Origin of the sequence: Roseibium sp. MMSF_3544 (assembly GCF_030732845.1) — a bacterium.
Classification (GTDB): Bacteria; Pseudomonadota; Alphaproteobacteria; order Rhizobiales; family Stappiaceae; genus Roseibium.
This window is the reverse complement of record NZ_JASHKA010000004.1, coordinates 347219-371196: the sequence shown is the minus strand read 5'-3', so window position 1 is coordinate 371196 and position 23978 is coordinate 347219. Positions and strand designations below refer to the sequence as shown.

Genomic DNA, 23978 nt, shown 5'->3' with positions numbered 1-23978 from the left:
GCTCTCGTTTGAGAATCCTTTCCCGATGGCGCACCCGGCTGGGAGCCGTAGGCGGTTGTTGTGCAGCGGGAGGCGGCGATGGGGCAGAAAAATCCCGCCGGCCTGAAGGACCGGCGGGATGCATGAGGAGCCTTGGCAATGCAACTGCTAGGCAAAAAGGAAGGCGTTCGCGCTGAAGTCTTCGACCAATGCGTTCTCGAACGTCAGAAGCTTGCCATTGACATCAAGCTGCACATCGTCGCCGATCTGTGTCAGCTGATCCACCAGGTCGGCGGCGGTCAGGCCGGCTTCGGTAACGAAAAGAAGGCTGTCAACGCCGACTTCGAAGTCGGTGATGATTTTGACCCCCGTATCGTCCTGCGCGAAAACGAACGTATCGGCCCCGGCACCGCCGGACAGAATGTCGAAACCTGAGCCGCTTTGGATCACGTTGTCCTGATCGTCACCCGAGATGACGTCGTTGAAGTCGGTCCCTGTGACATTCTCGAAATTGACGGCAGTGGAGCCGTTGCCCAGTGTACCGGCACTCAGATCGACGTTGACGCCTTCGGAAGCTCTGGACAGATCCAGGGTGTCAATGCCGTCGCCGCCATCCAGGTCGAGTTTGATTTCCTCAAGAACCGTGTCGACGATCTGCGCGATGTCATCGCCGCCTCCGAAGTTGGTCTCAAGGGCTTCCGTGTCACGGATGTCGAGTTGGAACAGGCCGTTGACGGCCTGGTCGTTCAATTCGACACGCGCGAATTGCACACCATCCGGGGTCACGGAAAACTCCGCGACGTCCTTGTTCTGCAGATCGTCGTTGACGAGGTCGGTATTGAAGTTCACCTGAACCCGGTCATAGTCGGCACCCCCGTCCATCAGGTCCGAACCGTCGCCATTGTTCCACACAAGCAAGTCGTCACCGTCTTCTCCGAAAACGAAATCATTGCCCTTGTTGGCGACAAGGATGTCGTTGCCCCCGCGGCCGTAGATCGTGTCGACGCCGCCAAGTCCGGAAATGACATTGTCCTGATCATCGCCGGCGATCTTGTCATCGAACTCCGTGCCAATGACATTCTCGAAGTTGACCGCCTTGGAATCCTCAACGGTGCCCGCAGCAAGGTCGACATTGACGGCTTCGGCGGCTCTGGACAGGTCCAGAGTGTCGATGCCGTCGCCACCATCGAGGTCGAGTTTGATTTCCTGAAGAACCGTGTCAACGATCTGCGCGGTGTCGTCGCCCCCGCCGAAATTGGTCTCCAGAACCTCGGTCTTGCGAATGTCGAGCTGGAACAGACCGTTGATGTTCTGGTCGTTCAGTTCAACCCGCGCGAACTGGATGCCGTAAGGCGTTACAGAGAACTCGGCGACATCCTTGTTCTGGAGATCGTCATTGACGAGATCGGTGTCGAAGTTCACCTGGACGCGATCATAGCCGCGGCCGCCGTTCATGAGATCGGATCCGTCGCCATTGTTCCAGACCAGAAGATCGTCGCCGGCGCCGCCGAACATCCGGTCGTTGCCCTTGTTGCCGACGAGGCGATCGTCGCCTTTGCCGCCGCGCAGGGTGTCTTCGCCGTCTCCGCCATTCAGGTCGTCGTTGCCGTGGCCGCCCGAAATCTTGTCATTTCCAATTCCACCGAAGGCAAAGTCATTGCCGAAGCCGCCGGAGATCTTGTCATTACCCTTGCCGCCGAACATGAGATCGTGGCCGAAGCCGCCAAAGATCTTGTCATTGCCGTGACCGCCGAAAAGAAAGTCATTGCCAAAGCCGCCGAATATCTTGTCATTGCCGCCATTACCGAAAATGAAATCGGAGGCGAAGCCCCCGAAGAGAAGCTCACCCTGATCTGAGCCGTTGATCAGCTGCGGCCGGAAGAAATTGAGAAAGGAATAAAGGAAGCTCATTGCAGATCTCCTGTCTGTTGAAACACACACCATCTGCGCCCGCCGGTAACGGCGGTTTCGATCGAAACTGTAAAAGGTCGCGCGCTGGTGTTCCCGCTGATACGGGTACCTCTTGGTGCCAACGCGGCAGGAAAAGGTTCAAAAAAAATATTGCGCCGTTTCGTTTTTTCGGATTAGGCACAAAAAAACCGCCCGGAAATTCCCGGGCGGCTTTTAAAGCACTCTGTCTGAAACTCTACTCAATCATGGTGAGCAGCTTGTCGAGGCTGGCCTTGGCATCGCCGTAATACATGCGCGTGTTCTCCTTGTAGAACAGCGGGTTCTCGATGCCGGAGTAGCCCGTACCCTGACCGCGTTTGGACACGAACACCTGTTTCGCCTTCCAGACTTCCAGGACCGGCATGCCGGCGATCGGCGAGTTCGGGTCTTCCTGGGCCGCTGGATTGACGATGTCGTTGGAGCCGATGACGATTGCGACGTCGGTCTCCGGGAAGTCCTCGTTGATCTCATCCATCTCCAGGACGATGTCGTAGGGAACTTTCGCTTCTGCGAGCAGAACGTTCATGTGGCCGGGGAGGCGTCCTGCGACCGGGTGGATCGCAAAGCGGACATTCTTGCCCTTGGCTCTGAGCCGCTTGGTCAACTCGCTGACCGACTGCTGCGCCTGGGCAACGGCCATGCCGTATCCTGGAACGATAATGACATTGTCCGCATCATCGAGCGCAGCAGCAACACCGTCCGCATCGATCGCGATCTGTTCACCTTCAACTTCCATGGCCGGACCGGCCGTGTTGCCGAAGCCGCCGAGAATGACGGAGATAAACGAGCGGTTCATGGCCTTACACATGATGTAGGACAGGATCGCACCGGACGAGCCGACGAGCGCGCCAACAACGATCAGGAGGTCGTTGCCGAGCGAGAAACCGATGGCCGCTGCCGCCCAACCCGAATAACTGTTCAGCATCGAGACGACGACCGGCATGTCCGCGCCGCCAATGCCCATGATCAGGTGATAGCCGATGAAGAAGGCCAGCAACGTCATCAGGATGAGGGTCCAGATGCCGGCACCGCTCATGAACAGGATCAGCAGGATAAAGGACAGGATCGCAGCGCCGGCATTGAGCGCATGTCCGCCGGGCAGTTTTTCTGCCTTGGACGTGATCTTTCCGGCCAGCTTGCCGAAGGCGACGACAGAGCCTGTGAAAGTGACTGCACCGATGAACACACCGAGGAAGACTTCGACTTTCAGGATGACCTGTTCCGCGCTCGTCTTCTTCGCAAGGATGGCGGCAAAACCTTCCAGCGCCTTGCGTTCCTCCTCACCCATGGCCAGGACGCGGCCGAGTTCGATATAGGCATTGAAACCGACAAAGACGGCAGCCAGACCGACCAGCGAGTGCATGGCCGCCACAAGCTGCGGCATTTCGGTCATCTGGACGCGCTGGGCAACGAAGTAACCGATCACACCGCCTGCAGCGATGAGGATGAGGGACAGGAGCCAAAGGCCTGAGCCCGGGCCGATCAGGGTTGCTACAACGGCGAGCGCCATGCCGACAATGCCGTAATAGACCGCACGCTTCGCGCTTTCCTCACCCGACAAGCCGCCAAGCGAGAGGATGAACAGGATCGCCGCAACCACATAGACGGCAGTGGTAAAACCGAATTCCATGGGTCGGCCTCCTTAGGACTTCTGGAACATGGCGAGCATGCGCCGTGTGACGAGGAAACCGCCGAATATGTTGATTCCGGCCATGAAGATGGAAAGGCCCGCGAGCAGGATGATCAGGTACGATCCCGAACCGATCTGTAACAGGGCACCAACGATGATGATTGAGGAAATCGCGTTCGTAATTGCCATCAGGGGTGTGTGCAGCGAGTGGCTGACGTTCCAGATCACCTGGAAGCCAACGAAAATGGCCAGCACGAAGACGATGAAGTGCTGAAGGAAACTTGCCGGTGCGACCAGACCGACCAGCAGCATCAGGAGACCACCGACCGTAAGCAGGGTCACCTGTTGTTTGGTCTGGGCTTTGAAGGCCTCGATTTCCTGCGCGCGTTTTTCTTCCGGCGTCAGCTCCTTCGGTTTTTCCTTGGATTTCGCCGCGATCGCTTGAACCTTTGGAGGCGGCGGCGGGAAGGTGATTTCGTGATCATAGGTAACTGTCGCACCGCGAATGACGTCGTCTTCCATATTATGGACCAGATGACCGTCTTTTTCCGGCGTCAGATCCGTCATCATGTGACGGATGTTTGTCGCATAGAGCGTTGACGATTGCGCCGCCATACGCGAAGGGAAGTCCGTGTAGCCGATGATCGTAACGCCGTTGTCGGTGACAACTTTCTTGTCGGCGACCGTTCCTTCCACGTTGCCGCCGCGTTCTGCCGCAAGGTCGACGATGACCGAACCCGGTTTCATGGCCTTGACCATGTCTTCCAGCCACAGCTTGGGCGCCGGACGGTTCGGAATAAGCGCGGTCGTGATCACGATGTCGATGTCGGGAGCAAGCTCCCGGAACTTTGCAAGCTGCGCTTCACGGAACTCCGGCGACGAAACACTTGCATAGCCACCCGTAGCCGCGCCGTCGGTCTGCTCTTCTTCGAAGTCGAGATAGACGAATTCAGCGCCCATGGACTCGACCTGTTCAGCAACTTCGGGGCGCACGTCGAAGGCGTAAGTGATGGCGCCGAGGGAGGTCGACGTTCCGATGGCCGCCAGACCGGCGACGCCCGCACCGACCACCAGAACCTTGGCCGGCGGCACCTTGCCGGCTGCCGTGATCTGTCCGGTGAAGAAACGCCCGAAATTGTTGCCCGCCTCGATCACCGCACGATAGCCGGCGATATTTGCCATGGACGACAGAGCGTCCATCTTCTGGGCGCGGGAAATCCGCGGCACCATTTCCATGGCGATGACGTTGGCGCCCTTTTCCTTGGCCTCTTCCAGGCCCTTTTCATTTCCGCCCGGATTGAAGAGCGAAATCAGGGTTTTACCTTCTGTCAGGTAGCCCATTTCCTTCTCGTCGGGTTGGCGGACCTTCGCAACGATATCGGACTGCTTCCAGAGACTGGGCGCGGTTTTGACGATCTCGACACCAGCTGCCTTGTAATCCTCATCCGAAAATCCGGCAGCCTTGCCGGCGCCGCTTTGAACGAGGCAGCTGTATCCGAGTTTTTGCAGTTGTTTTGCAGATTCCGGGGTCATGGCGACCCTGTTCTCTCCGGAGAACGTTTCCTTTGGTGTGCCTATCTTAAGGGCTTCTGACATATGTCGCTCCAAGATGGTGACCAGGACGTGGCCTAAAGAAAGAGAGCCCGCAGGGAGAGACAAAGGAATTCGCCGCCGCCGCCCCGGACTTTGAATGCTTGCCCGCATATAGAGACGAAAATTTTACTTATGACAAGTCGTGTTTGACGGTGATCTGGAGGGTAAATCCGCACATAACTGCCGCTCGCGGTTAATCGGAAAGTTTGCAAAAACGCGAATGAAGAGCATCGGAGTCTTTCGCTCAGGCCAATTGCTTAGCCGGAATACTCACAATTTGCGCTGCTCTAGTATTTTATTCTGAGCAACATCAATTTTGCCGTATTTGAACACCGGGTACGCGTATGCAAAAAAAGCAGCGACCTGTGGCCGCAGGACAATGCTTCGTCACTCTGTGCTTCGATCCTCAAAAACACTGTCGCGGTCGGATTTCAAGTCCAGGCGCGCGGTGGTTGCTTTCCGGATGTCACGGCCGCATATTTTTCTCATGCGCCGAAAGGCCAGGCTCTGAGTTGATGGTGGTTTCGTGAGCAGCGCGTCGAACGATCTGGAGATCTATAAGCGTCAGGGATATGGCGGCAAAAGTGGGTTTGGACAGAGACCCGCAGCTGTTCTTGTCGACTTCATAAACGGTTTTGCCGATCCGCAGCAGTTTGGCGGCGGCAATATCGGTGCAGCGATTGAAAACACGGCGAACCTGTTGCCACACCTGCGTGGTGCCAAGGTGCCCATAGCCTATACACGTGTGGTTTATGCGGAAGACGGTTCGGACACGGGCGTCTTTTGCCTCAAGTCACCAAAACTGGCCACATTGACCGAGCATTCGGACTCCAGCCAGATCGTGGATGAGCTGACGCCTGAGGCCGGCGACTATATCGTCCGCAAAACACAACCTTCCGCGTTTTTCGGAACCGGTTTGCTCGGCTGGTTGGTCGGTAGGCAAATCGATACGTTGATTGTCACGGGTTGCACGACGTCAGGCTGTGTGCGGGCAACAGCGGTTGATTCAATGAGCAACAACTTTAAAACGATTGTCGTTTCGGATTGCGTTGGCGACCGCGCAATCGCGCCTCATCAGGCCAATCTGTTCGATATGGAACAAAAGTGCGCTGACCTGATGACCGCAGAAGAACTGGCCGCGCGGCTCTCATCTTTGAACGCCTGATCTTCCGGAAAATCCGGAAAGCGTTGCCGGCGCAGAAGCTCAATATCCTGTTTGACAAGCACCCGCACACAGGCAGGAAAGCCCATGTGCGGGGTGCCGCCGGGATTATTCCGCAGCTGATTCAACCGCCGGCTTCGGCTCCAGGTCGTCTGCACTATGGCGCTCCGGAAACTGTTCGTGTTCCTCGCCCCAGACCTTGTTGACCTTGCGGCCGCGTACGACCGCCGGGCGGGCATCGATCTTCTCGGCCCAGGCCTTGACGTTCTTGTAGTCGTCGACGGCCAGGAACTCCGCGGCGTCGTAAAGACGTCCCAGAACAACACCGCCATACCAGGGGAAGATTGCCATGTCGGCGATCGTGTACTCGTCTCCGGCAATATACGGGCGTTCAGCCAGTGCTTTTTCAAGCACATCCAACTGCCGTTTGGTTTCCATGGTGAAGCGGTCGATCGGGTATTTGAACTTTTCCGGCGCATACTTGTAGAAATGGCCGAAACCGCCGCCGAGATAGGGTGCTGAGCCCATTTGCCAGAACAGCCAGTTCAGCGTTTCGGTCCGTGCGGCCGGGTCCTTCGGCAGGAAGGCGTCGAATTTTTCGGCGAGATAAAGAAGGATCGAACCGGATTCGAACACCCTGGTGGTGGGCTCTGTGCTGTGGTCGACAAGCGCCGGGATCTTGGAGTTGGGGTTGGCTCCGACAAAACCGCTCGAGAACTGGTCGCCCTCATTAATGCGAACCAGCCAGGCATTGTATTCGGCTTCCTTGTGCCCGAGGGCAAGGAGCTCCTCCAGCATGATCGTCACCTTGACGCCGTTCGGGGTCGCAAGGGAATAGAGCTGCAGCGGATGATCACCGACCGGCAGATCTTTTTCGTGCGTCGCGCCGGACACCGGCCGGTTGATGCTGGCAAACTCGCCGCCATTCGGCTGCTCCCAGGTCCAGACATTCGGTGGGGTGTAGGTCAAGGTCTCGCTCATCAGGAAAGCTCTCCGGTGCGGATTGGATTGCAGCGGGCGACGAGCGAACCGGTGCGTATGACCGAACTCATCGCAATGTTACGATTAAATAGGACGTTCCGTGATGTTTTCCTAGGGCATGCTGACGCCCTGGATATTTTTTTGTCCTCACGATCCGATTTGAAGTATCAGAATCTGAGAAGAGCCGTTTTCTTGGATGTTTTTTGGCTCTCGGGCAAAGTTTGTAGTTTTTTTTGCTCTCGACCAGTCCCTGTTGGTCGGGCATTCTAACCGCCAAAGCAGCTTGAACCCCGGCAAGATCCGCTCTTTCAAAGGCTGGGACGCGGGGGGCATTGGCAAGAAAAGGAATTCGCGGGAACGAAAAAACAAAAAAGGCAAGTGTCCCGTCTTGGTAAATGTCGCAATTCAGGGAGGACGACATGAACTTAAGACCAGATCCGAGTTTTTATCCAACGGCGCAAATGGCAATGGAAGCGCCGGTTGAGAAGCTGGCCTTCACCTTGATGCTAAGTCCGGACTTTAGTCAGCCGGACGGGCTTGCCGTTGTGAATGTCGATCCCGACAGTGCCGACTACGGAAAGATCGTGCACAAGGTCATGATGCCGAACAAGGGCGATGAGTTCCATCATTTCGGTTGGAACGCCTGCTCCTCTGCGCTGTCACCCTTGAGCGGGCACGCTTTTCTGGAACGCCGTTATCTGATCATTCCCGGCATCCGGTCTTCGCGCATATACGTTGTCGACGTCAAGGAACCCCTGCAGGCGAAGATCCACAAGATCATCGAACCGGAAGAGGTGTTCGCCAAGACCGGCTACTCACGCCCGCACACGATCCACTGCGGACCGGAAGGAATTTACGTCTCGACCCTTGGAGGGGGAGGGGAAGACGGCACTGACGGGCCTCCCGGCATTTTCATCATGGATTGCGAGACCTTCGAAATTCTCGGCCGCTACGAGATGGACAGGGGTATACAGGACAAACACTACGATTTCTGGTGGAACCTGCCGCGCGACTACATGGTCTCGTCTGAATGGGCGCTGCCGCCGCAGTTCGAAAACGGGCTTGTTCCCGAAGATCTCTTGTCCAACAAATATGGCCACAGTCTGCATTTCTGGGACTTGCGTGCACGCAAGAACACTCAAACCATCGATCTTGGCGAAAACCATCAGATGGCGCTTGAGGTTCGACCCGCGCACGATCCAGCGAAACAATATGGTTTCTGCGGGGTCGTCGTGGATACGACCAATCTTCAAGGGGCGATTTTCACGTGGTGGCGTAACGATGACGGGACGTTTGAAGCCAAGAAAACGGTCACCATCGATCCGCAGCCCGCTGATCCGGATGACCTGCCGGAACTTCTGAAGGGGTTTTCGGCCGTGCCTCCACTGGTCACCGACATCGATCTTAGCCTCGATGACAAGTTTCTTTATGTCGCTTGCTGGGGCACGGGCGAAATGCATCAGTACGATGTCTCCGACCCCATGAACCCGAAGCTTGCCGGCAAGGTTGAAATCGGTGGCATCGTCAAGAAGACCAAGCACCCCAATGGCCAGGACTTCGGCTACGGACCGCAAATGGTCGAGATCAGCCGTGACGGGCAGCGGGTCTACTGGACCAATTCACTCTATTCGACCTGGGACGATCAGTTCTATCCGGGAGAAAGAGGTGCCGCCATGGTTATGGCAAGGGCAGGGGCTGGTGGTGGCCTGGAGCTGGACAAGGATTTCTGGGTCGAGTTTCCAGATGGCTACCGCTCCCATCAGATCAGGCTCGAAGGCGGTGACTGCTCGACAGACAGTTTCTGCTATCCCTCGGTCTAGATCTTGGACAGCGCGAGCGTGACGGCCCTTTGGCTGGCCGTCATCGGGTCCGGTCTCTATCACGGCCTCAATCCCGGCATGGGTTGGCCGCTTGCCGTGTCTGCTGCGCTGATGGAGCAGCGCACGCAGGCTTTGCCGCGCGCATTGCTGTCGCTGGCGGCCGGACACATGCTGGCCATGCTTGCGATCCTGTTGCCCTTTTCAGCGATGATTGCTCTGGTCAGCCTGGAGCGGGAGATCCGCATATTTGCAGCACTCCTGGTTATAGGGCTTGGGATCTATCTGCTTGTTACCAACCGGCACCCCAGGTTCCTGGCACGGATCTCTCCGGCCAAACTCGGGATCTGGTCTTTTCTGGTCGCGATCGCCCACGGTGCCGGCTTGATGCTTGTTCCAATCTACCTCGGCATTTGCTCGATCCAGAGCGATCCGGGTCATTTGGCAGCGGGCACGCTCATGGCGGCCGACATCCGCATGGCGTTATTGGTCGCAGCAGTTCATACGCTTGCCATGGCGGTAGCCGGCGGGTTGCTGGCCTTTGGTGTCTATTCCTGGCTCGGTTTGTCGTTTTTGCAAAAGGCCTGGTTCAATCTGGACAGGGTTTGGGCGGTGAGCCTGATCCTGGTTGGTGCGTTCGCCCTGTTTTTTTCGCATGGGAGTGACATTGTCTAAGCCAGCAATTCATCCTCAAACGGGAATTTGGATAAGAGCTCGATCCCGTTTGCGGTGATCAAGACCTGCTGCTCAAGCTTCACCCCCTCGCGGCCGCCGTCCGCGCCGATAAAACTCTCCACGCAGAGGGTCATGCCGGGCTCCAGGACACCGTCATAGCCGGCGTCCGGGAAGTCGCCGTGGTGATAGAGGTAGGGATACTCACCCGTCATGCCGACACCGTGTGCAGAGAGATAGTACCGGTTGGCGTAGAATTTTTCCGGAATGTCCCACGCCTTGTCGGCATATTCGCGAAAGGTCATGCCCGGAAAGAGGATATCCATATTGTGGTGCACCTGTTCGTAGGCGACCTTGTAAAGCTCCCTTTGAGCTGCACTGGGCTGATCCGGGCCGGCATGAAAGGTGCGTGAGAAATCCGCATAATAGCCGTGACAGCCGACGACATCCGTATCGAGCGCGATCAGATCGTTTGCGCCAATAACGCTTGCTGAGGTTTCTTGAAACCAGGGATTTGTCCGCTCACCTGCATTGAGCAAACGTGTTTCGACATAGTCGCCATTTTGCTCGATGACGGACTTGTGCAGCACGGACCAAAGTTCAGCTTCGGTCAGTCCAGGCCGGATTGCCTCGCGCAACTTGCCGACCCCGATCTCGGTGGCACGCAGGGAAGCGATCACGCATTTCATTTCCTCCGGCGACTTGATCGCGCGCGCCATTTCAACCGGTTGCTGGGCATCGACAATCTTGAGACCGGCGTCCTTGAGAGCAAATTTTGAACCTGCGTTCAGCCGTTCCAAGCCGACGGTCGCGTGCTTGTTGCCCGTCAGTTCGTGGATCAGGTCGGCCATTTCCGCGCCCCAGAGACGTTCGCGTTCGGCGATCATCGGGCCCGCTGCAACGAAGCTCGCGGTCTTCGCAGGCCGAACTTCATCGACGGTTTCAAAGCCGTCGGCCAAGTGCAGGCATCCGGTGAATTCGAAAAGGATCGAACGGTCCTGTGTCAGGAGCAGATAGCGCGACGGTGCGTTGCGCATGGAAAAAACCTGCATGTTCCGCGTGCCGGTGGCATAGCGGATGTTGACCGGATCCGAAAGGATGACCGCGTCGACACCGTATTCCTCCATTTTCTGGCGTACGCGCGATTGCCGATAGGCACGAACCGCAACATGGTCGATGCCGTCGTCGTCCGGTGAGCGGTCCAGTTGCGCCAGACCGTCAAGGTCACTCCGGTCCGCGTGCCAGTCGAGTTCTGCCATCGTGTGTTCTCCTCAATCCCACGGAAAGGAATATTGGTGACTGTGATTGTCTAGGAAAAGTCTGGAAAAACTCAGGCGTGTTGATAACCTGAGGGAATGCAAAGCTATCGTAAATCATTGCCGCCACTGGATACGCTGGTCTTTTTCGAGGCCGCCTCAAGGCACCTGAATTTCACAGAGGCGGCGGACGAGCTTTTCGTGACGCAAGCGGCCGTGAGCAAACGCATCCGGCAACTGGAAGACTGGCTCGGTCTGGACCTGTTTGAAAGAAAGGGTCGCAAGCTGGTGCCGACCGATGCCGGGGAATACCTGGCGGAAAAGACAGGCATGACGCTGGATTACCTTGATCAGGCGCTGCGCACGATCAAGGTTCCGTCTCACCCCGTCGTGCGCATAGCGTCCGTCACGGCGCTTGCAACGTTCTGGCTGCAACCGAGGTTGCGGGACTTTGCTCTTTCTGACGAGGCCTGCCTGTTCAACCTGATCACCGCGGACGAACTGGGTGATCTGCTCAACCCGCAGCACGATCTCGTCATTCTGCACGGCGAAAGCAGGTTTCCGGGTTGGAACGCGGATCTCCTCTTTGAAGAAGAGATCGTCCCGGTCGGAACAGCAGACGTGATCGAGGCCACACAGACAGCCCGAAAGGGCGAGGCACCCGCACTTTTGAATTTCGCGAGAATGGCTCCGAACTGGACCGACTGGCAGGTGTGGATCCAGAGGTCCGGCTGGTCCGAGTTTCTTGAAAGACCGATCATTGATTGCGCAAGCTACAATCAGACAATCGGCAGGGCGTTGAAAGGTCAGGGAATCGCCCTTGGAGCGCTTCCCCTGCTACAGGACGAATTGGCGTCGGGATCGCTTGTCGCAATGGACACGCGGACACTTTCGACCGGCAAGGGATACTACATTGCATCGTCGCAATCGCGACCGTCGAGCGAGGAAACGGAGCGGCTCAAGAATGTCCTTTTAAACAGCCGCAGCCAGTCAGACCCAAGCGGTTCCTGACGTGAACAGGCTTTGTCGTCGTTCACGTGACGGAGGTAATTCCGTAGCGTTTCAGGATCATTTCGTGCGTGCCGTCTTGAACCATTGAGTTGAAGGCATCCTGCAGCGCCTCGACGACTTCATCGGACGTCTCGTGGTGAAGCGCAAGGTAAAGCTCCCCGCGATCAAGTTCATAGACGGTTTCATAATCATCAATGTCAGCGCCGCGCTGCTGCAGTCCCCAGCGTGTCACCTTGGTTTCGTAGGAAATCGCGTCGACGCGGCCTGCCATGAGCTTGCGGAAATTCTGTTCGTTCGAGAGGACCGGCTCGATGCGGTCGTCCGGAACACCCTGTGCGCGCAACAAGAGTTGCCCGACATCATCCTTGACGACACCGATCCGGATGTTGGCCAGATCATGAACAGTCTTGATTTGCAGGTTCTTGCTCTTTTTCGCGATCAGGCCGATCACGGTCGGAACGAACGGGCCCACCCATTTGAACAGGTCTTCGCGGTCCTGGGTTCGCGTTGTTGAAAAGAGCGCATGTCCGGGCCGTTGAAGCGTGAGATTGTATCCGCGCGCCCAGGGCAGCAAGGCGATGTCCTCGCGGCTGTGTCCCGAATTCGTTCGTTTGAAGATTTCTTCGATGATCTCAACGCTGATGCCATTCAGGCCGGTACCGTCCTCATAATTGAAGGGCGGATATTCCTCAGTCATGACCATGAGCGACTGAAGTTCGCTATCAGCACGGGATGACCGGATCAAGGGAAGAGACGTGAAGGCGGCAAGTCCGGCGACGACGGTTCGTCTTGTCAAATTTCGCATCGGTTGACCCCCATTCAGCTAGGTCGATCCGGGTCATTTTCTCATGAAGACCCAACTTTACCCGGTGTTACTCAGTTTCAAATCCGTTACTGGCACTATTTCAGGCCGATCTTGTGGCTGCAAGGCAAGGAACGCATCAAGAGGCTGTGCCTTGCCGAACAGGAAGCCCTGTCCGGTTTCAACGCCGATATCGATCAGGCGATCCAATTGTGCCTCGCACTCGATGCCTTCGGCAATAACGTTCAGGTTGAGTTTCCGAGAGAGGCCGACGATGGCTTCAATCAGAGCACTGGTCTTGTGGTTTCGCTCACTTCCGGACGCATCGTCCAGGCCCTTTATAAAGGACCTGTCGATCTTGACGGTGTCGACCGGAAAACGGTTCATGTAGCTGAGCGAAGAAAAGCCTGTTCCGAAATCATCAAGCGCAAAGCTGCAGCCAAGGCCCCTGATATCTTCGATCAGGCCATCGAGCCCCATGCTGTTCTGCATTAAGGTCGTCTCGGTGATTTCGAGAACCAGGCTTTCCGGATCGACGGCGCGTGCAGCCAGTTTTTGCGCCAGCTTGACCGGAAGGTCGGGCAGGAATTGAGCGGCCGAGAAATTAAGGGCGACGTAGGTCGAACGCCACTTGCTTGACGACTGCATTCTCTCAAGAGCTTCCAGGCCGAGGTCAAGGACGAGGTCCCCGATCTCCAGAATGCCGCCGGTTTGTTCGGCAGCGCGAATGTACTCAAGCGGTGGGAGGACACCCTTTTCGGGATGGTCCAGCCGAAGCAGTCCCTCAAATCCGATCGTAGACCTGCTTTTCAGGTCGACAATGGGCTGGAAATGCAGTTTGAACCACCCGTTCTCCAGCGCTTCGGATATGTTCTCCTTAACTTCGAGCTGCTGGGCTGCCTCCCGCCCGAATTGTTCGTTGAAGACGCAAAAACCGTTCCTGCCGCTGTTTTTCTGCCGGTACATCGCAACGTCGGAGGCCTTGAGCAGTTCCTCGGCGCTGGAGGCGTTCTCCGGATAAAACGAAATGCCGACGCTTGCGGAAGTCTGAAGCGTCCGCCCGCCGAGATCGATCGGCCGGTTCAAGGTACGATTGATTTTCGTGGCGAGTTCCACCGCGCGTTTCTTGGCTGACTCACAGTTCAGCATGATGGCGAACTCGTCGCCGCCGAAGCGGCCGAAACAGTCGTCTTCCTCAAGCAAGTGTCCGATTTCACGCGTGACAGATTGCAAAACGCGGTCACCTGCGAAGTGACCGAGGTTGTCGTTGACCCATTTGAAGCGGTCCAGATCAAAAAACAGCACGGCAATGTCGGCTGAATCGTCAGCACTTTCGATCGCGGCATTCAATCGGTCAGCGAACCCCTCCCGGTTCAGCAACCCGGTCAGGAAGTCGGTTCGGGCCTGGCGGAGAATTTCGGCCTCGGCGGCTTTCAGCTTGCTGATGTCGGTCATGACGGAAAGCGATCGCCGTCCGCTCGAGCTGTCATCAAAATCCTTGGCTTCGGTAATCAGCACATCGAGCCGCGTTCCATCTGCCTTTTGGAAAACGGACGTGAATTCCAGGGTTTCATTCTTGCCATTGGAAAGCATGGCGCGGTTGGTCAGGTAATCGTCCTGGAAATCGCACTGGATGAATTCGCTGAATTTGCGCCCGATGACGTCCTTGCGAAAATACCCGGTCGCATGGAGCCAGTAGTCGGACACTTTTATGATGCGGTCCTCGCGATCGATCGAATAGAGCATCACCGGTGTGTTGTTGTAGAGAAAGGCAAGCCGTTTGTTCGCCTTGATCAGCTTCGCTTCGTCCTGGTCAAGGCTTTCCTGCATGTCGTTGAAGGCACTTGTGACGCGGCCAAGTTCGTCGGAAGAGGTCCAGTCGACCCTTTTGCGGATGCCCGATCGTTGCGTCGCCTCGATCGCCGCATTCAGGCGCGACAGGGGCCTTGAAATCATGAACCGGTTGGCGAGCAGGGCGGCGACAAGAACCGAAATTGTCGACACGATAAACAGGATCGCCGACTTTCCGACCTCACGCATGGCGGCGTTGCTTATGCGGTCGGATATGAACCGGATGCGCAGCGTGCCGACGACGTGTTCCGTACCGTCGACTGTGTGCGTGATTTCCTTTGAAAACAGCGTTTCTTCGCTGTTGGGCAAGTTTCTATCGTCGCTCTTGGAAATGAGAGCGAGGCTTTTGCCGTTGTCGTCCAGGATTTCAATGGTGAAGATATCGCGGTCATTCGCGATGGCACCGGCCCATTTTCTGAGGTTTTCGTAGTCGAAATCCCACAGGACCTTGCTGAGCGCCTTGCTGTTCGCATCGAGCAGGACCCGTTTTTTCGCGATCATTTCGCGCTCGAGCGTGTTCTTGGTGACGATAAAAAACGTGATCAGCAAAGGGCCGTTCACGGCGATCAGCGCCGCAAACATAATTGCGAGGAACTTCCTCTGCGTTGATGTCTTAACAAGCCTCAGCATGGAGTAAAATTACCCCGGTTGCGATCCACATACTGCTTCCCATGCGAGCCAAGCTACTGGAGATTGTTTAACTTATCGTAGCTACAACTTTTATTATTCGAAGAGAAACACTTGTAGATATAGCTTGATTCGCTGCGTTAATACGCCCTTGAAGCGCCGCCTAAACGTGAAGACGCTGAGATCAATTTCAAATCCGCCAGTTATATTGGTTTAGATCACAGTCAAGGATGTGCTCCTTGTCCGGCTTTGATGATCACCTGAATGAGCAGCATTCAGCGCTTCAACACGGAAGGACTGCTTTGAGAAACGAAGGCGGATCAGGCGAAAGTACCAGCCCCGGTACGCCATCGGCTGTCGCCGCACCGGGGCGCCGGAATTATTCTCGAACGATATAGACCGAGCACTTGGAATGCCGGGCCACGCGGGCCGCGTTCGGGCCGAGCAGGTAGTCGCTGAGTTCTGGTCTGTGCGCGCCCATCACGATCAGATCGATCGAAAGCCGCTCGGCCATTTCGAGGATTTCCTCATAGACGGTTCCGTGACTGACGATGTGCCGGGCCTGTTTGTCGGTGCCAAGCGTGTCAGTGACGAAGGCGTGGAGCGTCTTGTCAGCTTCCTGCAACATGGTTTCTTCCGCATCGTCCTTGAACCATGTCGCAACCCATGCGCCTCCGAGGGGAGGCAGGACGGTCATGACATTCAGGACGCCGCCATCCTGATCAACAAAGCGTTTCGCTTCTTCCAGAATGTGCTTCTGGTCGTGCAGATGCGTCAGATCGATTGCCGCGAGAACGTTCTTTTTCATGTCGCTTGCTCCCTTCAGGCTGCCGCGGAGGCCGGATCTGATTCACTCGCTTCTGCGCGCGACAGTCTGCGTCTTTGCAGAAGCACGACGATACCGAGCACAAGCAGGGCAGGGAGGTAGAAGAGCTCTTTCGGCGGCCGTTCTGCGGCCACTTCAAGTTCTTTCAGCTCCCAGTCGAAATCGATGCCGAGGTTTTCTGCCGGACCGCCGAAGGCTAGATCATCGACGAACAGTGTGCCGCCCTCGTCGCGGAAGGCGACGCCTGCATTGTCCAGGAGGCGCGTTTCACCGTCGGCGCCCTTGGGCCCGAGTGGCAACAGGTACTTCGCGTCGATCTGATTGCCTTCCAGGTTTTCGCCGGTCAGGCGGACCTGAAGCGAGGTTCCGTCGGGCGCGTCCTGCGCCATCTGGTAGACCTGGTCAGCCGGTCGCGTTTCAAACTCTGGCGCCACCATGTTCAGGAAGAAACCTGGTCGGAAGAGCGTAAATGCGATCAGAAGGAGCACCGCACTCTCCCAGAGCCTCGATTTCACGATGAAGTAGTTCATCGTCCCTGCCGCGAAGAGCAGCATGGCTATGAGCGCCACAATGAAGACGAAGACTGCCTGGACAGGTCCCACGTCGATCAACAGAAGGTCCGTGTTGAAGATGAACAGGAACGGCAGCAAGGCGGTACGGATCGAATAGAAAAAGGCCTGGAAGCCGGTCTTCAGAGGATCACCTTTGGATATGGCCGCGGCGGCAAAACTCGCCAGCCCCACAGGTGGCGTCACGTCCGCCATGATCCCGAAATAGAAGACGAACATGTGAACCGCGACAAGCGGCACGATCAGACCGGCCTGCGCACCGAGTTCAACAACAACGCCCGCCATCAGCGAGGAGACGACGATATAGTTGGCTGTTGTCGGAAGGCCCATGCCCAGGATGATCGAGATCAGCGCAACGAAGAACAGCATGGCGAGCAGATTGCCACCAGACAGGAATTCGACGAATTCCGCCATCACCTGGCCGACACCGGTAAGCGTCACGGAACCGACGATGATACCGGCGACACCCATGGCAGCCGCAAGACCGATCATGTTGCGGGCGCCCATGACAAGGCCTTCCGTGAGATCGTTCCAGCCTTCCTTGATGTGGCGGGCCGTTTCCCCTTCGCCCCGGAAGAAGGCCTTCAGTGGGTTCTGGGTCATCAGGATGATGAGCATCAGGATGGCTGACCAGAATGCGGACAGGCCCGGAGATTTCCGCTCAATCATCAGGAGGTACATGAGCAGCAGGATCGGCAGCAGGTAATGGATGCCGGTTTTGAAGATCACGCCGACGGGCGGCAGATGCTGCATCGTGTCGAGATCGGTGTTGAGATCCGGACCCTTCGAGGCGTACCAGACCGCAGCGATGTAGGCGACACCGAGCAGACAGATCAGGGCGGGTGTCGATGCACCTCCGAGCGTGGCATCGAAAAGGTCGACGATATAGCCAAGAATGAACAGCGTGCCGCCACCAATAACGATCGAAATTGCGATGATGAAGATCGCGCCCAGCAGGAACGTGACATTGTTCATGGTGGAGGTGCCCTTCATACCGCTTTTCAGCGCTTCAAGGTGCACGATGTAGACAAGTGCGATGTAGGAGATCGCGGCCGGGACGATGGCCGTCTTGACGACTTCCACGTAGGAAATGCCGACATATTCGGTCATGAGGAAGGCGACCGCGCCCATGACGGGCGGTGTCAGGACGCCGTTGATCGAGGACGACACTTCGATCGCGCCGGCTTTTGTCGGGGAGAAACCGACCTTCTTCATGAGAGGAATGGTGAAGGTGCCGGTTGTCACGACGTTGGCGATCGAGGAACCGGAAATGAGGCCGGTCGCCGCTGAGGCGATGACGGCGGCCTTTGCCGGCCCGCCGCGCAAGTGGCCGAGTGCCGCGAAGGCCAGTTGCAGGAAGTAGTTGCCCGCGCCGGCCTGGTTGAGCAACGCTCCGAACAAGACGAAAAGGAAGACGAAGCCGGAGGAGACACCGAGCGCGACGCCGTAAACGCCTTCGGTGGTCAACATCAGATGGCTCATCGCCTTTTCGAAGGACGCGCCTTTCCAGCGCACAACGTCCGGCAGACCGTCCCAGGACCCAAAGAAGACATAGGCCATGAAGAACAGGGCAACGCCCATCAGCGGGAAGCCGAGCGACCGCCGCGCTGCTTCCAGCAACAGTACCAGGCCGATCCCGGCCATGATGAGGTCCATGGTGTTGGGGATGCCGGTACGGTCGGCAACGCCCCTATAGTCCCACCAGAGATAGGAACACGCGATCGCGGCGACGATCGCAGTCGCCCATGTCAGCTTCGGAATGTAATGACGGGGGCTGTTCTTGAAGGCCGGGAAGGCGACAAACGCCAGAAAGACTGCAAAACCGAGATGGATCGCACGTGTCTGCGTGTCGTTGAGAACGCCAACGCCGATCAGGTAGGGAAGGGGTGAGGCGATCCAGAGCTGGTAGACGGACCAGATCAGAGGCACATACCAAAGAACGTTTCTTGAAAAACTGTCCTTGGGTGCGCGGGCGCCGGTGTCGGCCTCCGCTACAATGTCGTCAAGGTCATTTGACGCGGTTTCTGCCGATTTATCGGTCATGCTGTCCCCAACCCGCAAATTTTTAGTAGCTTAATGGACCTGCAGCCCGGAAATCCGGGCTGCAGGGAAGTTCAGCGGCCGATTACATCCAGCCTTTTTCCTTGTAGTACTTCACCGCGCCCGGGTGCAGGTCGGCGGTCAGACCATCCTTGATCATTTCGCCTTCCACCAGGCGGCCAAAGGCCGGGTGCAGTTTCTTGAAGTCGTCGAAGTTTTCGAAGACTGCAGAAACGAGCGCGTAAACGACGTCGTCAGACGTGTTGGCAGAGGTCACGATGGTTGCCTTCGGACCCCAGGACGGAATGTCGTCCGCGTTGCCCGGATACATGCCGCCCGGAATTGTGGCAGCAGCATAGGCGGAGTTGTCTGCCAGCAGTTTTTCGATCGGCTCACCGGCAAGCGGGACGATCTTGATGTCGCAGGTAGACGTTGCTTCCTGGGAAGAACCGTTCGGCAGACCGGCGGCCCAGATTGCCGCGTCCAGCTTGCCGTCGCAAAGCGCGGCAGCCTGTTCGGAGGACTTCAGCTCAGCGGCGAGCGAGAAATCGTCTGCGGTCAGGCCGGTGTACTGCATCAGCGTCTCTGCGAGAACGCGTGTGCCGGAACCCGGGTTACCGATATTGACCTTCTTGCCTTTCAGGTCTTCAGGCGAGTTGATGCCGGCATCGGCGCGCGCCATGACATGCATCGGCTCGGGATGCACGGAGAAGATCGCGCGCAGTTCCGGGTAAGCTCCGTCGTCGGCGAACGCGCCTGTTCCGGCAAGACCTGCTGCCTGAACGTCCGACTGAACCACGCCGAAGTCCAGCTCGCCTTGGCGAATGGTGCGGGTGTTGTAGACGGAACCGCCAGTGGATTCGACCGAGCAGCGAATGCCGTGGTCCTTGCGGCCTTTGTTGACGAGACGGCAGATAGCGCCACCGGTCGGATAATAAACGCCCGTCACACCACCGGTACCGATGGTTATGAACTCTTCTGCGGACGCTGCGCCGGTGAATGCGATGCTTGACGCCAAAACGGCGCCTGCAAGGTTCATTTTCATCATCATTTGACTAGGCTTCCCTCTTGTTAAACTTCTTTTGTCCAGCGTGGATCTCCACCCTAGACATTTTCAAACTCATCGAGCAAACGATTATGTTTCTCGACCTCCTGGATCCGGGCTTCCGCTTCGGACCCGGCTCGCGCAACCAGCATGCCTGTTATCGTTTCTATGAGGACCAGCGTGGCTGCGTAAGACGAAAAAAAGTTTGGACTTTCAGTGCGTTGTATGAAGTGAAAGTCAGCATACTGCAATCCCGGAAAAGCATGGCTGTCGGTCAGTACGATGACTTTTGCACCGCTTGCCGCGGCAACCATGGCCGCGCGCACAGACCGGTGCGCGTAGGGATGTTTGGAGATGATCAGCACCGTATCCTGCGGCCCAAGCCCGGAAAGGGCGGTGCCGAGCGCCGTTCCGTTTCGGCCGGCAACCATCCAGCGATCATCGAACCACTTTGCCAGATAGGCGAAATAGTCGGTGAACCCGGCAGAGGCCAACGCGCCGATAACAACGATCTTGCGGGAACTGGCCAGACGGTCGACGACCTGTTCCAGAAGTTCCGGGTCGATGTCGTCGATCAGACTTTGAATATTGTCGATACAGGCAGCGACCTGCCGCGGCAGCAAGGGCAGGTCGGCGTCGGATCGAAGGCGCCGCGCCTTGTCCTGAAAACTGTCTTCTTCGCGCTTGCTCAGCTCAGATCGTGCCTGTTCGCGAAGCGCTTCATAGTCAGAATATCCGATTGCACGGGCAAGCCTCGTGTAACTTGCCGGGGATACGCCGCTTGCAGATGCCACCGATCTCAGGCTTCTCGTCGCGATTTCCACTTGATTTTTAGCGATATAGTCTGCTGCTATACGCAGTGTCTCGCTCAGTTCAGCATAGCTGGCCGAAATAGCAGTCCGGATCTGGGGCGGCGAATTAGTTTCCATTTGTTTACTGTTTCATTTGTTTTTTATCTTGTCAAACCCTGAAACAAATGTTTCGGTGCCGCAGTTTTTGTCGCTGACGTGGAAGTCCCCCGATGTCCTTTCATTCCCTTCCCACGCATGCTCCCGTCGTCGTAATCGGCGGGGGGATCATGGGCTGTTCAACCCTCTATCATCTCGCCAAGATGGGCGTGACCGACGCAATCTTGCTGGAGCGCAACCAATTGACGTCCGGCACCACCTGGCACTCCGCTGCCCAGGTTCGTGCCCTTCGCCATTCCCGTAATCTGACGCGCATGATCCAGTACTCCGTCGAGCTTTACAGCCAACTCGAAAAGGAAACCGGGCAGGCGGTCGGATGGATCCAGAAGGGCTCGCTTTCGATCGCGACCAACGAAGACCGCCTGACGCACATCAAGCGGCAGGAGGCGCTTGCCAGAGCCTACGGAATTCCTGCGACGTCCATTAGCGCCGGGGAGGCCAAGGAACGCTGGCCGCTGATGAACGACGAGGATGTCCTGGGAGCCGTCTGGTCGCCGGATGACGGCCGGGTCAGCCCGTCCGACGTGTGCGCCGCGCTGATCAAGCGCGCCAAGGCGCTTGGGGCTAAATTCATCGAAAAGGCCGGGGTCACCGGCATCCTGACCGAAAACGGCAGGGTGAAAGGCGTGGAGACCAGCAAAGGCACCGTCATGTGTGATGCGATCGCGCTGTGCACGGGTCTCTGGTCGCGCGAAGTGGGCGCTATGGCCGCTGCCGAAGTGCCGTTGCTCGCCTGCGAGCATTTCTACCTTCTGACCAAGCCCGTCGAGGGCATCGTGGGCAATACGCCGACCCTCAGTGACCATGACAATCATCTTTACATCCGCGACGACAGCGGCGGCTTGCTGGTCGGCTGCTTCGAACCGATGGGCAAACCGATCGCACCCGGCGTTCTGACGGAGACTTTCGAGTTCGGCCTGCTTCCGGAAGACTGGGATCACTTCGAGCCGATGATGATGAACGCCCTTCATCGCCTGCCGGCACTGGAGACCGCGGAAGTCAAAATGCTGCTGAACGGTCCGGAAAGCTTCACGCCGGACGGAACCTTCATGCTCGGCGAGACTGCCGAGACGCGCGGGCTCTTCCTGGGCTGCGGCATGAATTCGGTCGGGGTGGCGGCCGGCGGCGGCGCAGGGATGAACCTTGCTCACACGATCATTCACGGCGCGCCGGCCTATGATCTCGGCGAGGCTGACGCGAAGCGGTTTGCGCCGGTCTTCAACTCGGTTGACCACCTCATGGAGCGTGCACCTGAGGTCCTGGGGACGCATTACGACATTGCCTTTCCGGGCAAACAATTCAAGACGGGCCGGAACCTGCGCAAGTTGCCGCTCGACACAGAATACCGCGCCGCCGGAGCTCATTTCGGCCAGTTTTACGGTTGGGAGCGTCCGCTCTACTTCGGCAAGACCGAAGAGCCGGTTTTGAAATTTGGCAAGCCTGACTGGTTTGAGAACGTTCAGGCCGAGGTGCGGGCAGCAAATGAAACCGCAGCGATTTTCGACGCATCGCCCTTCGGCAAGATCGAGGTCGAGGGACCTGACGCCGAAGCCTTTCTTTTGAAAATCTGTGCCGGTTATGTTGGCCGCACGCCCGGGTCGGTAATCTACACCGCAATCCTGAACGATCGCGGCACTTACGAGAGCGACATCACTGTCCAGCGCATCACTGAGACCCATTATCGTCTCTTTGTCGGCACCAATGCCATCAAGAAGGACCTTGCCTGGCTTGGAAGGCACGCAGATGGCTTCGACGTGACGCTCACCGACAGCACCGAAGAGTATGCGGTCTTGGGGCTGATGGGGCCGGAAAGCGAGCGCATTGCGGGCGAAGTAGGCGCGCCGGAGCTCAACGGGATCGGCTACTTCAAACATGGTGAAGCCCATATAGCGGGTCATCATGTGCGTGCTGCAAGGTTGTCTTATGTCGGCGAGGCTGGCTGGGAAATCACCTGCCGGTCAGAAAATGCATCGGACATCTACAAGGCTCTGACCGAGGCGGGGGCGACACCTGCCGGTCTTTTTGCCCAGACGTCGATGCGCGTCGAAAAAGGGTTTTGCGCAATGGGGCATGAGCTGGACAGTGACATGACTCCCGTTGACGTCGGCCTGGACGCCATGACCCGCAAGGCGGGCGGGTTCCTTGGCGCAGAAGCGGTTGCCGCACGCAAGAGTGCAGGTGCCGTCTCGAAAGTTGTGTCTCTCAGCTTCGAGGATGCGGACGCCGTTCCGCTTGGTCACGAACCCTTGCTTATTGACGGCGACGTCGTCGGTCAGACGTCGACATGCGCCTACGGCTATCGCGTTGGCAAGCCTATTGCGCTCGCACATGTCGAGAAGCCTTTGGCAACGGGCGCCGTTGTCGATGTCGACATCGCTGGTGATCTTTCCAGGGCGGTTGTCACCAACGGTCCGCTGTTTGACCCGGACGGTGCACGCATGCGCCCGTCGTGAGACGATACTCCGGCCCTCATATCCCGCGGGCTTGACCTGTTGCGGCGCACCGTTCATTCGTCCTTGAAGACTTTGGAGGGTGCGTCGTGATTCCGTTTGATGTCCTGAGTGTCTTTTTTGTTGCCGCAGTTGCGCTCGGCCTTGCACCGGGGCCGGACAATGTTTTCGTCCTTACCCAGTCAGCGCTCTACGGGCGCTTTGCCGGTCTGGTCGTCACGATAGGTCTGTGCACTGGTTTGATCGTACATACGGTGGCTGTTGCGCTTGGCGTTGCTGCGATCTTCGAGACATCCGCGCTTGCGTTCACGTTGCTCAAGCTGATCGGGGCAGCTTATCTGCTTTACCTGGCCTATCAGGCCTTTCGCGCCGGCAGTGCCGATTTGCCTGACGACGATGGACCTGCACTTTCTGTCCAGGCGCTTTACCGGCGCGGGATTGTAATGAACGTGACCAACCCGAAGATTGCGATCTTTTTCCTGGCTTTCTTGCCGCAATTCGCCGATCCGGCAAGGGGCTCCGTGCCGGTTCAGATACTGCTCTTCGGCGGCCTTTTCATAGTCGCGACCATTCTTGTTTTTGGTTGCGTTGCGCTCGGTGGTGGGGTGCTCGGCACGTTTTTGCGCCGCTCGCCCAGAGCACAGGTCTGGCTCAATCGTGTCGCTGGCACGGTCTTTGGCGCACTCGCACTGCGCTTGGCGATCGCAGAAAGGTAGACCGCTCCGGTTTAAGGGTTCCGGAGCGGTTCA

The 23978-nt window shown here is 57.4% G+C and carries 17 protein-coding genes; 6 read left to right on the top strand and 11 right to left on the bottom strand.

Annotated features, from left to right (window positions below; translation table 11 throughout):
* Positions 1 to 147 precede the first annotated feature (147 nt).
* From RBB47_RS08475 to RBB47_RS08465, 3 genes are all read right to left on the bottom strand, one after another.
* Entirely contained in the window at positions 148 to 1890 is a 1743-nt protein-coding gene (locus RBB47_RS08475) for a calcium-binding protein (RefSeq protein ID WP_305985334.1), read from the bottom strand.
* A 235-nt stretch (positions 1891 to 2125) separates the two neighbouring features.
* Positions 2126 to 3559 carry an NAD(P)(+) transhydrogenase (Re/Si-specific) subunit beta gene (locus tag RBB47_RS08470; protein WP_305985333.1) on the bottom strand — a complete coding sequence of 478 codons (1434 nt, stop codon included), beginning with the start codon at positions 3557 to 3559 and terminating at the stop codon, positions 2126 to 2128.
* A 12-nt stretch (positions 3560 to 3571) separates the two neighbouring features.
* On the bottom strand, positions 3572 to 5155 hold the full coding sequence (locus RBB47_RS08465) for a Re/Si-specific NAD(P)(+) transhydrogenase subunit alpha (protein ID WP_305985332.1): 1584 nt from the start codon (positions 5153 to 5155) through the stop codon (positions 3572 to 3574).
* A 523-nt stretch (positions 5156 to 5678) separates the two neighbouring features.
* Here RBB47_RS08465 and RBB47_RS08460 point away from each other — a divergent pair.
* The gene (locus RBB47_RS08460) at positions 5679 to 6317 is read left to right on the top strand and encodes an isochorismatase family protein (protein WP_305985331.1); all 639 of its coding nucleotides are present in this window, start codon (positions 5679 to 5681) and stop codon (positions 6315 to 6317) included.
* 105 nt (positions 6318 to 6422) lie between these two features.
* On the opposite strand, the gene yghU is transcribed toward RBB47_RS08460, so the two are convergent.
* Positions 6423 to 7295, bottom strand: a complete 873-nt coding sequence (gene yghU / locus RBB47_RS08455; RefSeq protein WP_305985330.1) for a glutathione-dependent disulfide-bond oxidoreductase — start codon at positions 7293 to 7295, stop codon at positions 6423 to 6425.
* Between the two features lie 419 nt (positions 7296 to 7714).
* Here yghU and RBB47_RS08450 point away from each other — a divergent pair, with 419 nt between their 5' ends.
* Both RBB47_RS08450 and RBB47_RS08445 read left to right on the top strand, forming a co-directional pair.
* Positions 7715 to 9115: a selenium-binding protein SBP56-related protein gene (locus tag RBB47_RS08450; protein ID WP_305985329.1), complete on the top strand. Its 1401-nt coding sequence runs from the start codon at positions 7715 to 7717 to the stop codon at positions 9113 to 9115.
* 78 nt (positions 9116 to 9193) lie between these two features.
* Positions 9194 to 9787 (top strand): hypothetical protein, encoded by a 594-nt coding sequence (locus tag RBB47_RS08445; protein WP_305985400.1) that lies wholly within the window; start codon positions 9194 to 9196, stop codon positions 9785 to 9787.
* Here RBB47_RS08445 and RBB47_RS08440 read toward each other — a convergent pair.
* Positions 9784 to 11043, bottom strand: coding sequence for a Xaa-Pro peptidase family protein (locus RBB47_RS08440; RefSeq protein ID WP_305985328.1), 1260 nt, complete (start codon positions 11041 to 11043; stop codon positions 9784 to 9786). The genes RBB47_RS08445 and RBB47_RS08440 overlap by 4 nt on opposite strands.
* Positions 11044 to 11139: 96 nt before the next feature.
* Here RBB47_RS08440 and RBB47_RS08435 point away from each other — a divergent pair, with 96 nt between their 5' ends.
* Positions 11140 to 12051, top strand: coding sequence for a LysR family transcriptional regulator (locus tag RBB47_RS08435; protein ID WP_305985327.1), 912 nt, complete (start codon positions 11140 to 11142; stop codon positions 12049 to 12051).
* Between the two features lie 22 nt (positions 12052 to 12073).
* Here RBB47_RS08435 and RBB47_RS08430 read toward each other — a convergent pair whose 3' ends face one another.
* From RBB47_RS08430 to RBB47_RS08405, 6 genes are all read right to left on the bottom strand, one after another.
* Positions 12074 to 12856, bottom strand: coding sequence for an ABC transporter substrate-binding protein (locus tag RBB47_RS08430; RefSeq protein ID WP_305985326.1), 783 nt, complete (start codon positions 12854 to 12856; stop codon positions 12074 to 12076).
* A gap of 57 nt (positions 12857 to 12913) precedes the next feature.
* The gene (locus RBB47_RS08425; protein WP_305985325.1) at positions 12914 to 15286 is read right to left on the bottom strand and encodes a bifunctional diguanylate cyclase/phosphodiesterase; all 2373 of its coding nucleotides are present in this window, start codon (positions 15284 to 15286) and stop codon (positions 12914 to 12916) included.
* 424 nt (positions 15287 to 15710) lie between these two features.
* Positions 15711 to 16139 (bottom strand): universal stress protein, encoded by a 429-nt coding sequence (locus tag RBB47_RS08420; protein ID WP_305985324.1) that lies wholly within the window; start codon positions 16137 to 16139, stop codon positions 15711 to 15713.
* Positions 16140 to 16153: 14 nt separating this feature from the next.
* The gene (locus RBB47_RS08415; protein WP_305985323.1) at positions 16154 to 18769 is read right to left on the bottom strand and encodes a TRAP transporter permease; all 2616 of its coding nucleotides are present in this window, start codon (positions 18767 to 18769) and stop codon (positions 16154 to 16156) included.
* A gap of 82 nt (positions 18770 to 18851) precedes the next feature.
* On the bottom strand, positions 18852 to 19817 hold the full coding sequence (locus RBB47_RS08410) for a TAXI family TRAP transporter solute-binding subunit (RefSeq protein WP_371932758.1): 966 nt from the start codon (positions 19815 to 19817) through the stop codon (positions 18852 to 18854).
* 53 nt (positions 19818 to 19870) lie between these two features.
* Positions 19871 to 20740, bottom strand: a complete 870-nt coding sequence (locus tag RBB47_RS08405) for a MurR/RpiR family transcriptional regulator (protein ID WP_305985322.1) — start codon at positions 20738 to 20740, stop codon at positions 19871 to 19873.
* A gap of 92 nt (positions 20741 to 20832) precedes the next feature.
* Here RBB47_RS08405 and RBB47_RS08400 point away from each other — a divergent pair, with 92 nt between their 5' ends.
* Together RBB47_RS08400 and RBB47_RS08395 are read left to right on the top strand one after the other, a co-directional pair.
* Positions 20833 to 23232 (top strand): FAD-dependent oxidoreductase, encoded by a 2400-nt coding sequence (locus RBB47_RS08400; protein ID WP_305985321.1) that lies wholly within the window; start codon positions 20833 to 20835, stop codon positions 23230 to 23232.
* Between the two features lie 86 nt (positions 23233 to 23318).
* Positions 23319 to 23945 (top strand): LysE family translocator, encoded by a 627-nt coding sequence (locus RBB47_RS08395; RefSeq protein ID WP_305985320.1) that lies wholly within the window; start codon positions 23319 to 23321, stop codon positions 23943 to 23945.
* Positions 23946 to 23978 lie beyond the last annotated feature (33 nt).

What these genes read in the sequence shown, in the direction of transcription:
- RBB47_RS08430 (WP_305985326.1), bottom strand. Translation starts at nt 12,856, where the DNA reads ATGCGAAATTTGACAAGACGAACCGTCGTCGCCGGACTTGCCGCCTTC.
- RBB47_RS08405 (WP_305985322.1), bottom strand. Translation starts at nt 20,740, where the DNA reads ATGGAAACTAATTCGCCGCCCCAGATCCGGACTGCTATTTCGGCCAGC.
- RBB47_RS08475 (WP_305985334.1), bottom strand. Translation starts at nt 1,890, where the DNA reads ATGAGCTTCCTTTATTCCTTTCTCAATTTCTTCCGGCCGCAGCTGATC.
- RBB47_RS08450 (WP_305985329.1), top strand. Translation starts at nt 7,715, where the DNA reads ATGAACTTAAGACCAGATCCGAGTTTTTATCCAACGGCGCAAATGGCA.
- RBB47_RS08425 (WP_305985325.1), bottom strand. Translation starts at nt 15,286, where the DNA reads ATGTTTGCGGCGCTGATCGCCGTGAACGGCCCTTTGCTGATCACGTTT.
- RBB47_RS08420 (WP_305985324.1), bottom strand. Translation starts at nt 16,139, where the DNA reads ATGAAAAAGAACGTTCTCGCGGCAATCGATCTGACGCATCTGCACGAC.
- RBB47_RS08400 (WP_305985321.1), top strand. Translation starts at nt 20,833, where the DNA reads ATGTCCTTTCATTCCCTTCCCACGCATGCTCCCGTCGTCGTAATCGGC.
- RBB47_RS08470 (WP_305985333.1), bottom strand. Translation starts at nt 3,559, where the DNA reads ATGGAATTCGGTTTTACCACTGCCGTCTATGTGGTTGCGGCGATCCTG.
- RBB47_RS08435 (WP_305985327.1), top strand. Translation starts at nt 11,140, where the DNA reads ATGCAAAGCTATCGTAAATCATTGCCGCCACTGGATACGCTGGTCTTT.
- RBB47_RS08465 (WP_305985332.1), bottom strand. Translation starts at nt 5,155, where the DNA reads ATGTCAGAAGCCCTTAAGATAGGCACACCAAAGGAAACGTTCTCCGGA.
- RBB47_RS08410 (WP_371932758.1), bottom strand. Translation starts at nt 19,817, where the DNA reads ATGATGATGAAAATGAACCTTGCAGGCGCCGTTTTGGCGTCAAGCATC.
- RBB47_RS08445 (WP_305985400.1), top strand. Translation starts at nt 9,194, where the DNA reads ATGGGTTGGCCGCTTGCCGTGTCTGCTGCGCTGATGGAGCAGCGCACG.
- RBB47_RS08415 (WP_305985323.1), bottom strand. Translation starts at nt 18,769, where the DNA reads ATGACCGATAAATCGGCAGAAACCGCGTCAAATGACCTTGACGACATT.
- RBB47_RS08440 (WP_305985328.1), bottom strand. Translation starts at nt 11,043, where the DNA reads ATGGCAGAACTCGACTGGCACGCGGACCGGAGTGACCTTGACGGTCTG.
- yghU (WP_305985330.1), bottom strand. Translation starts at nt 7,295, where the DNA reads ATGAGCGAGACCTTGACCTACACCCCACCGAATGTCTGGACCTGGGAG.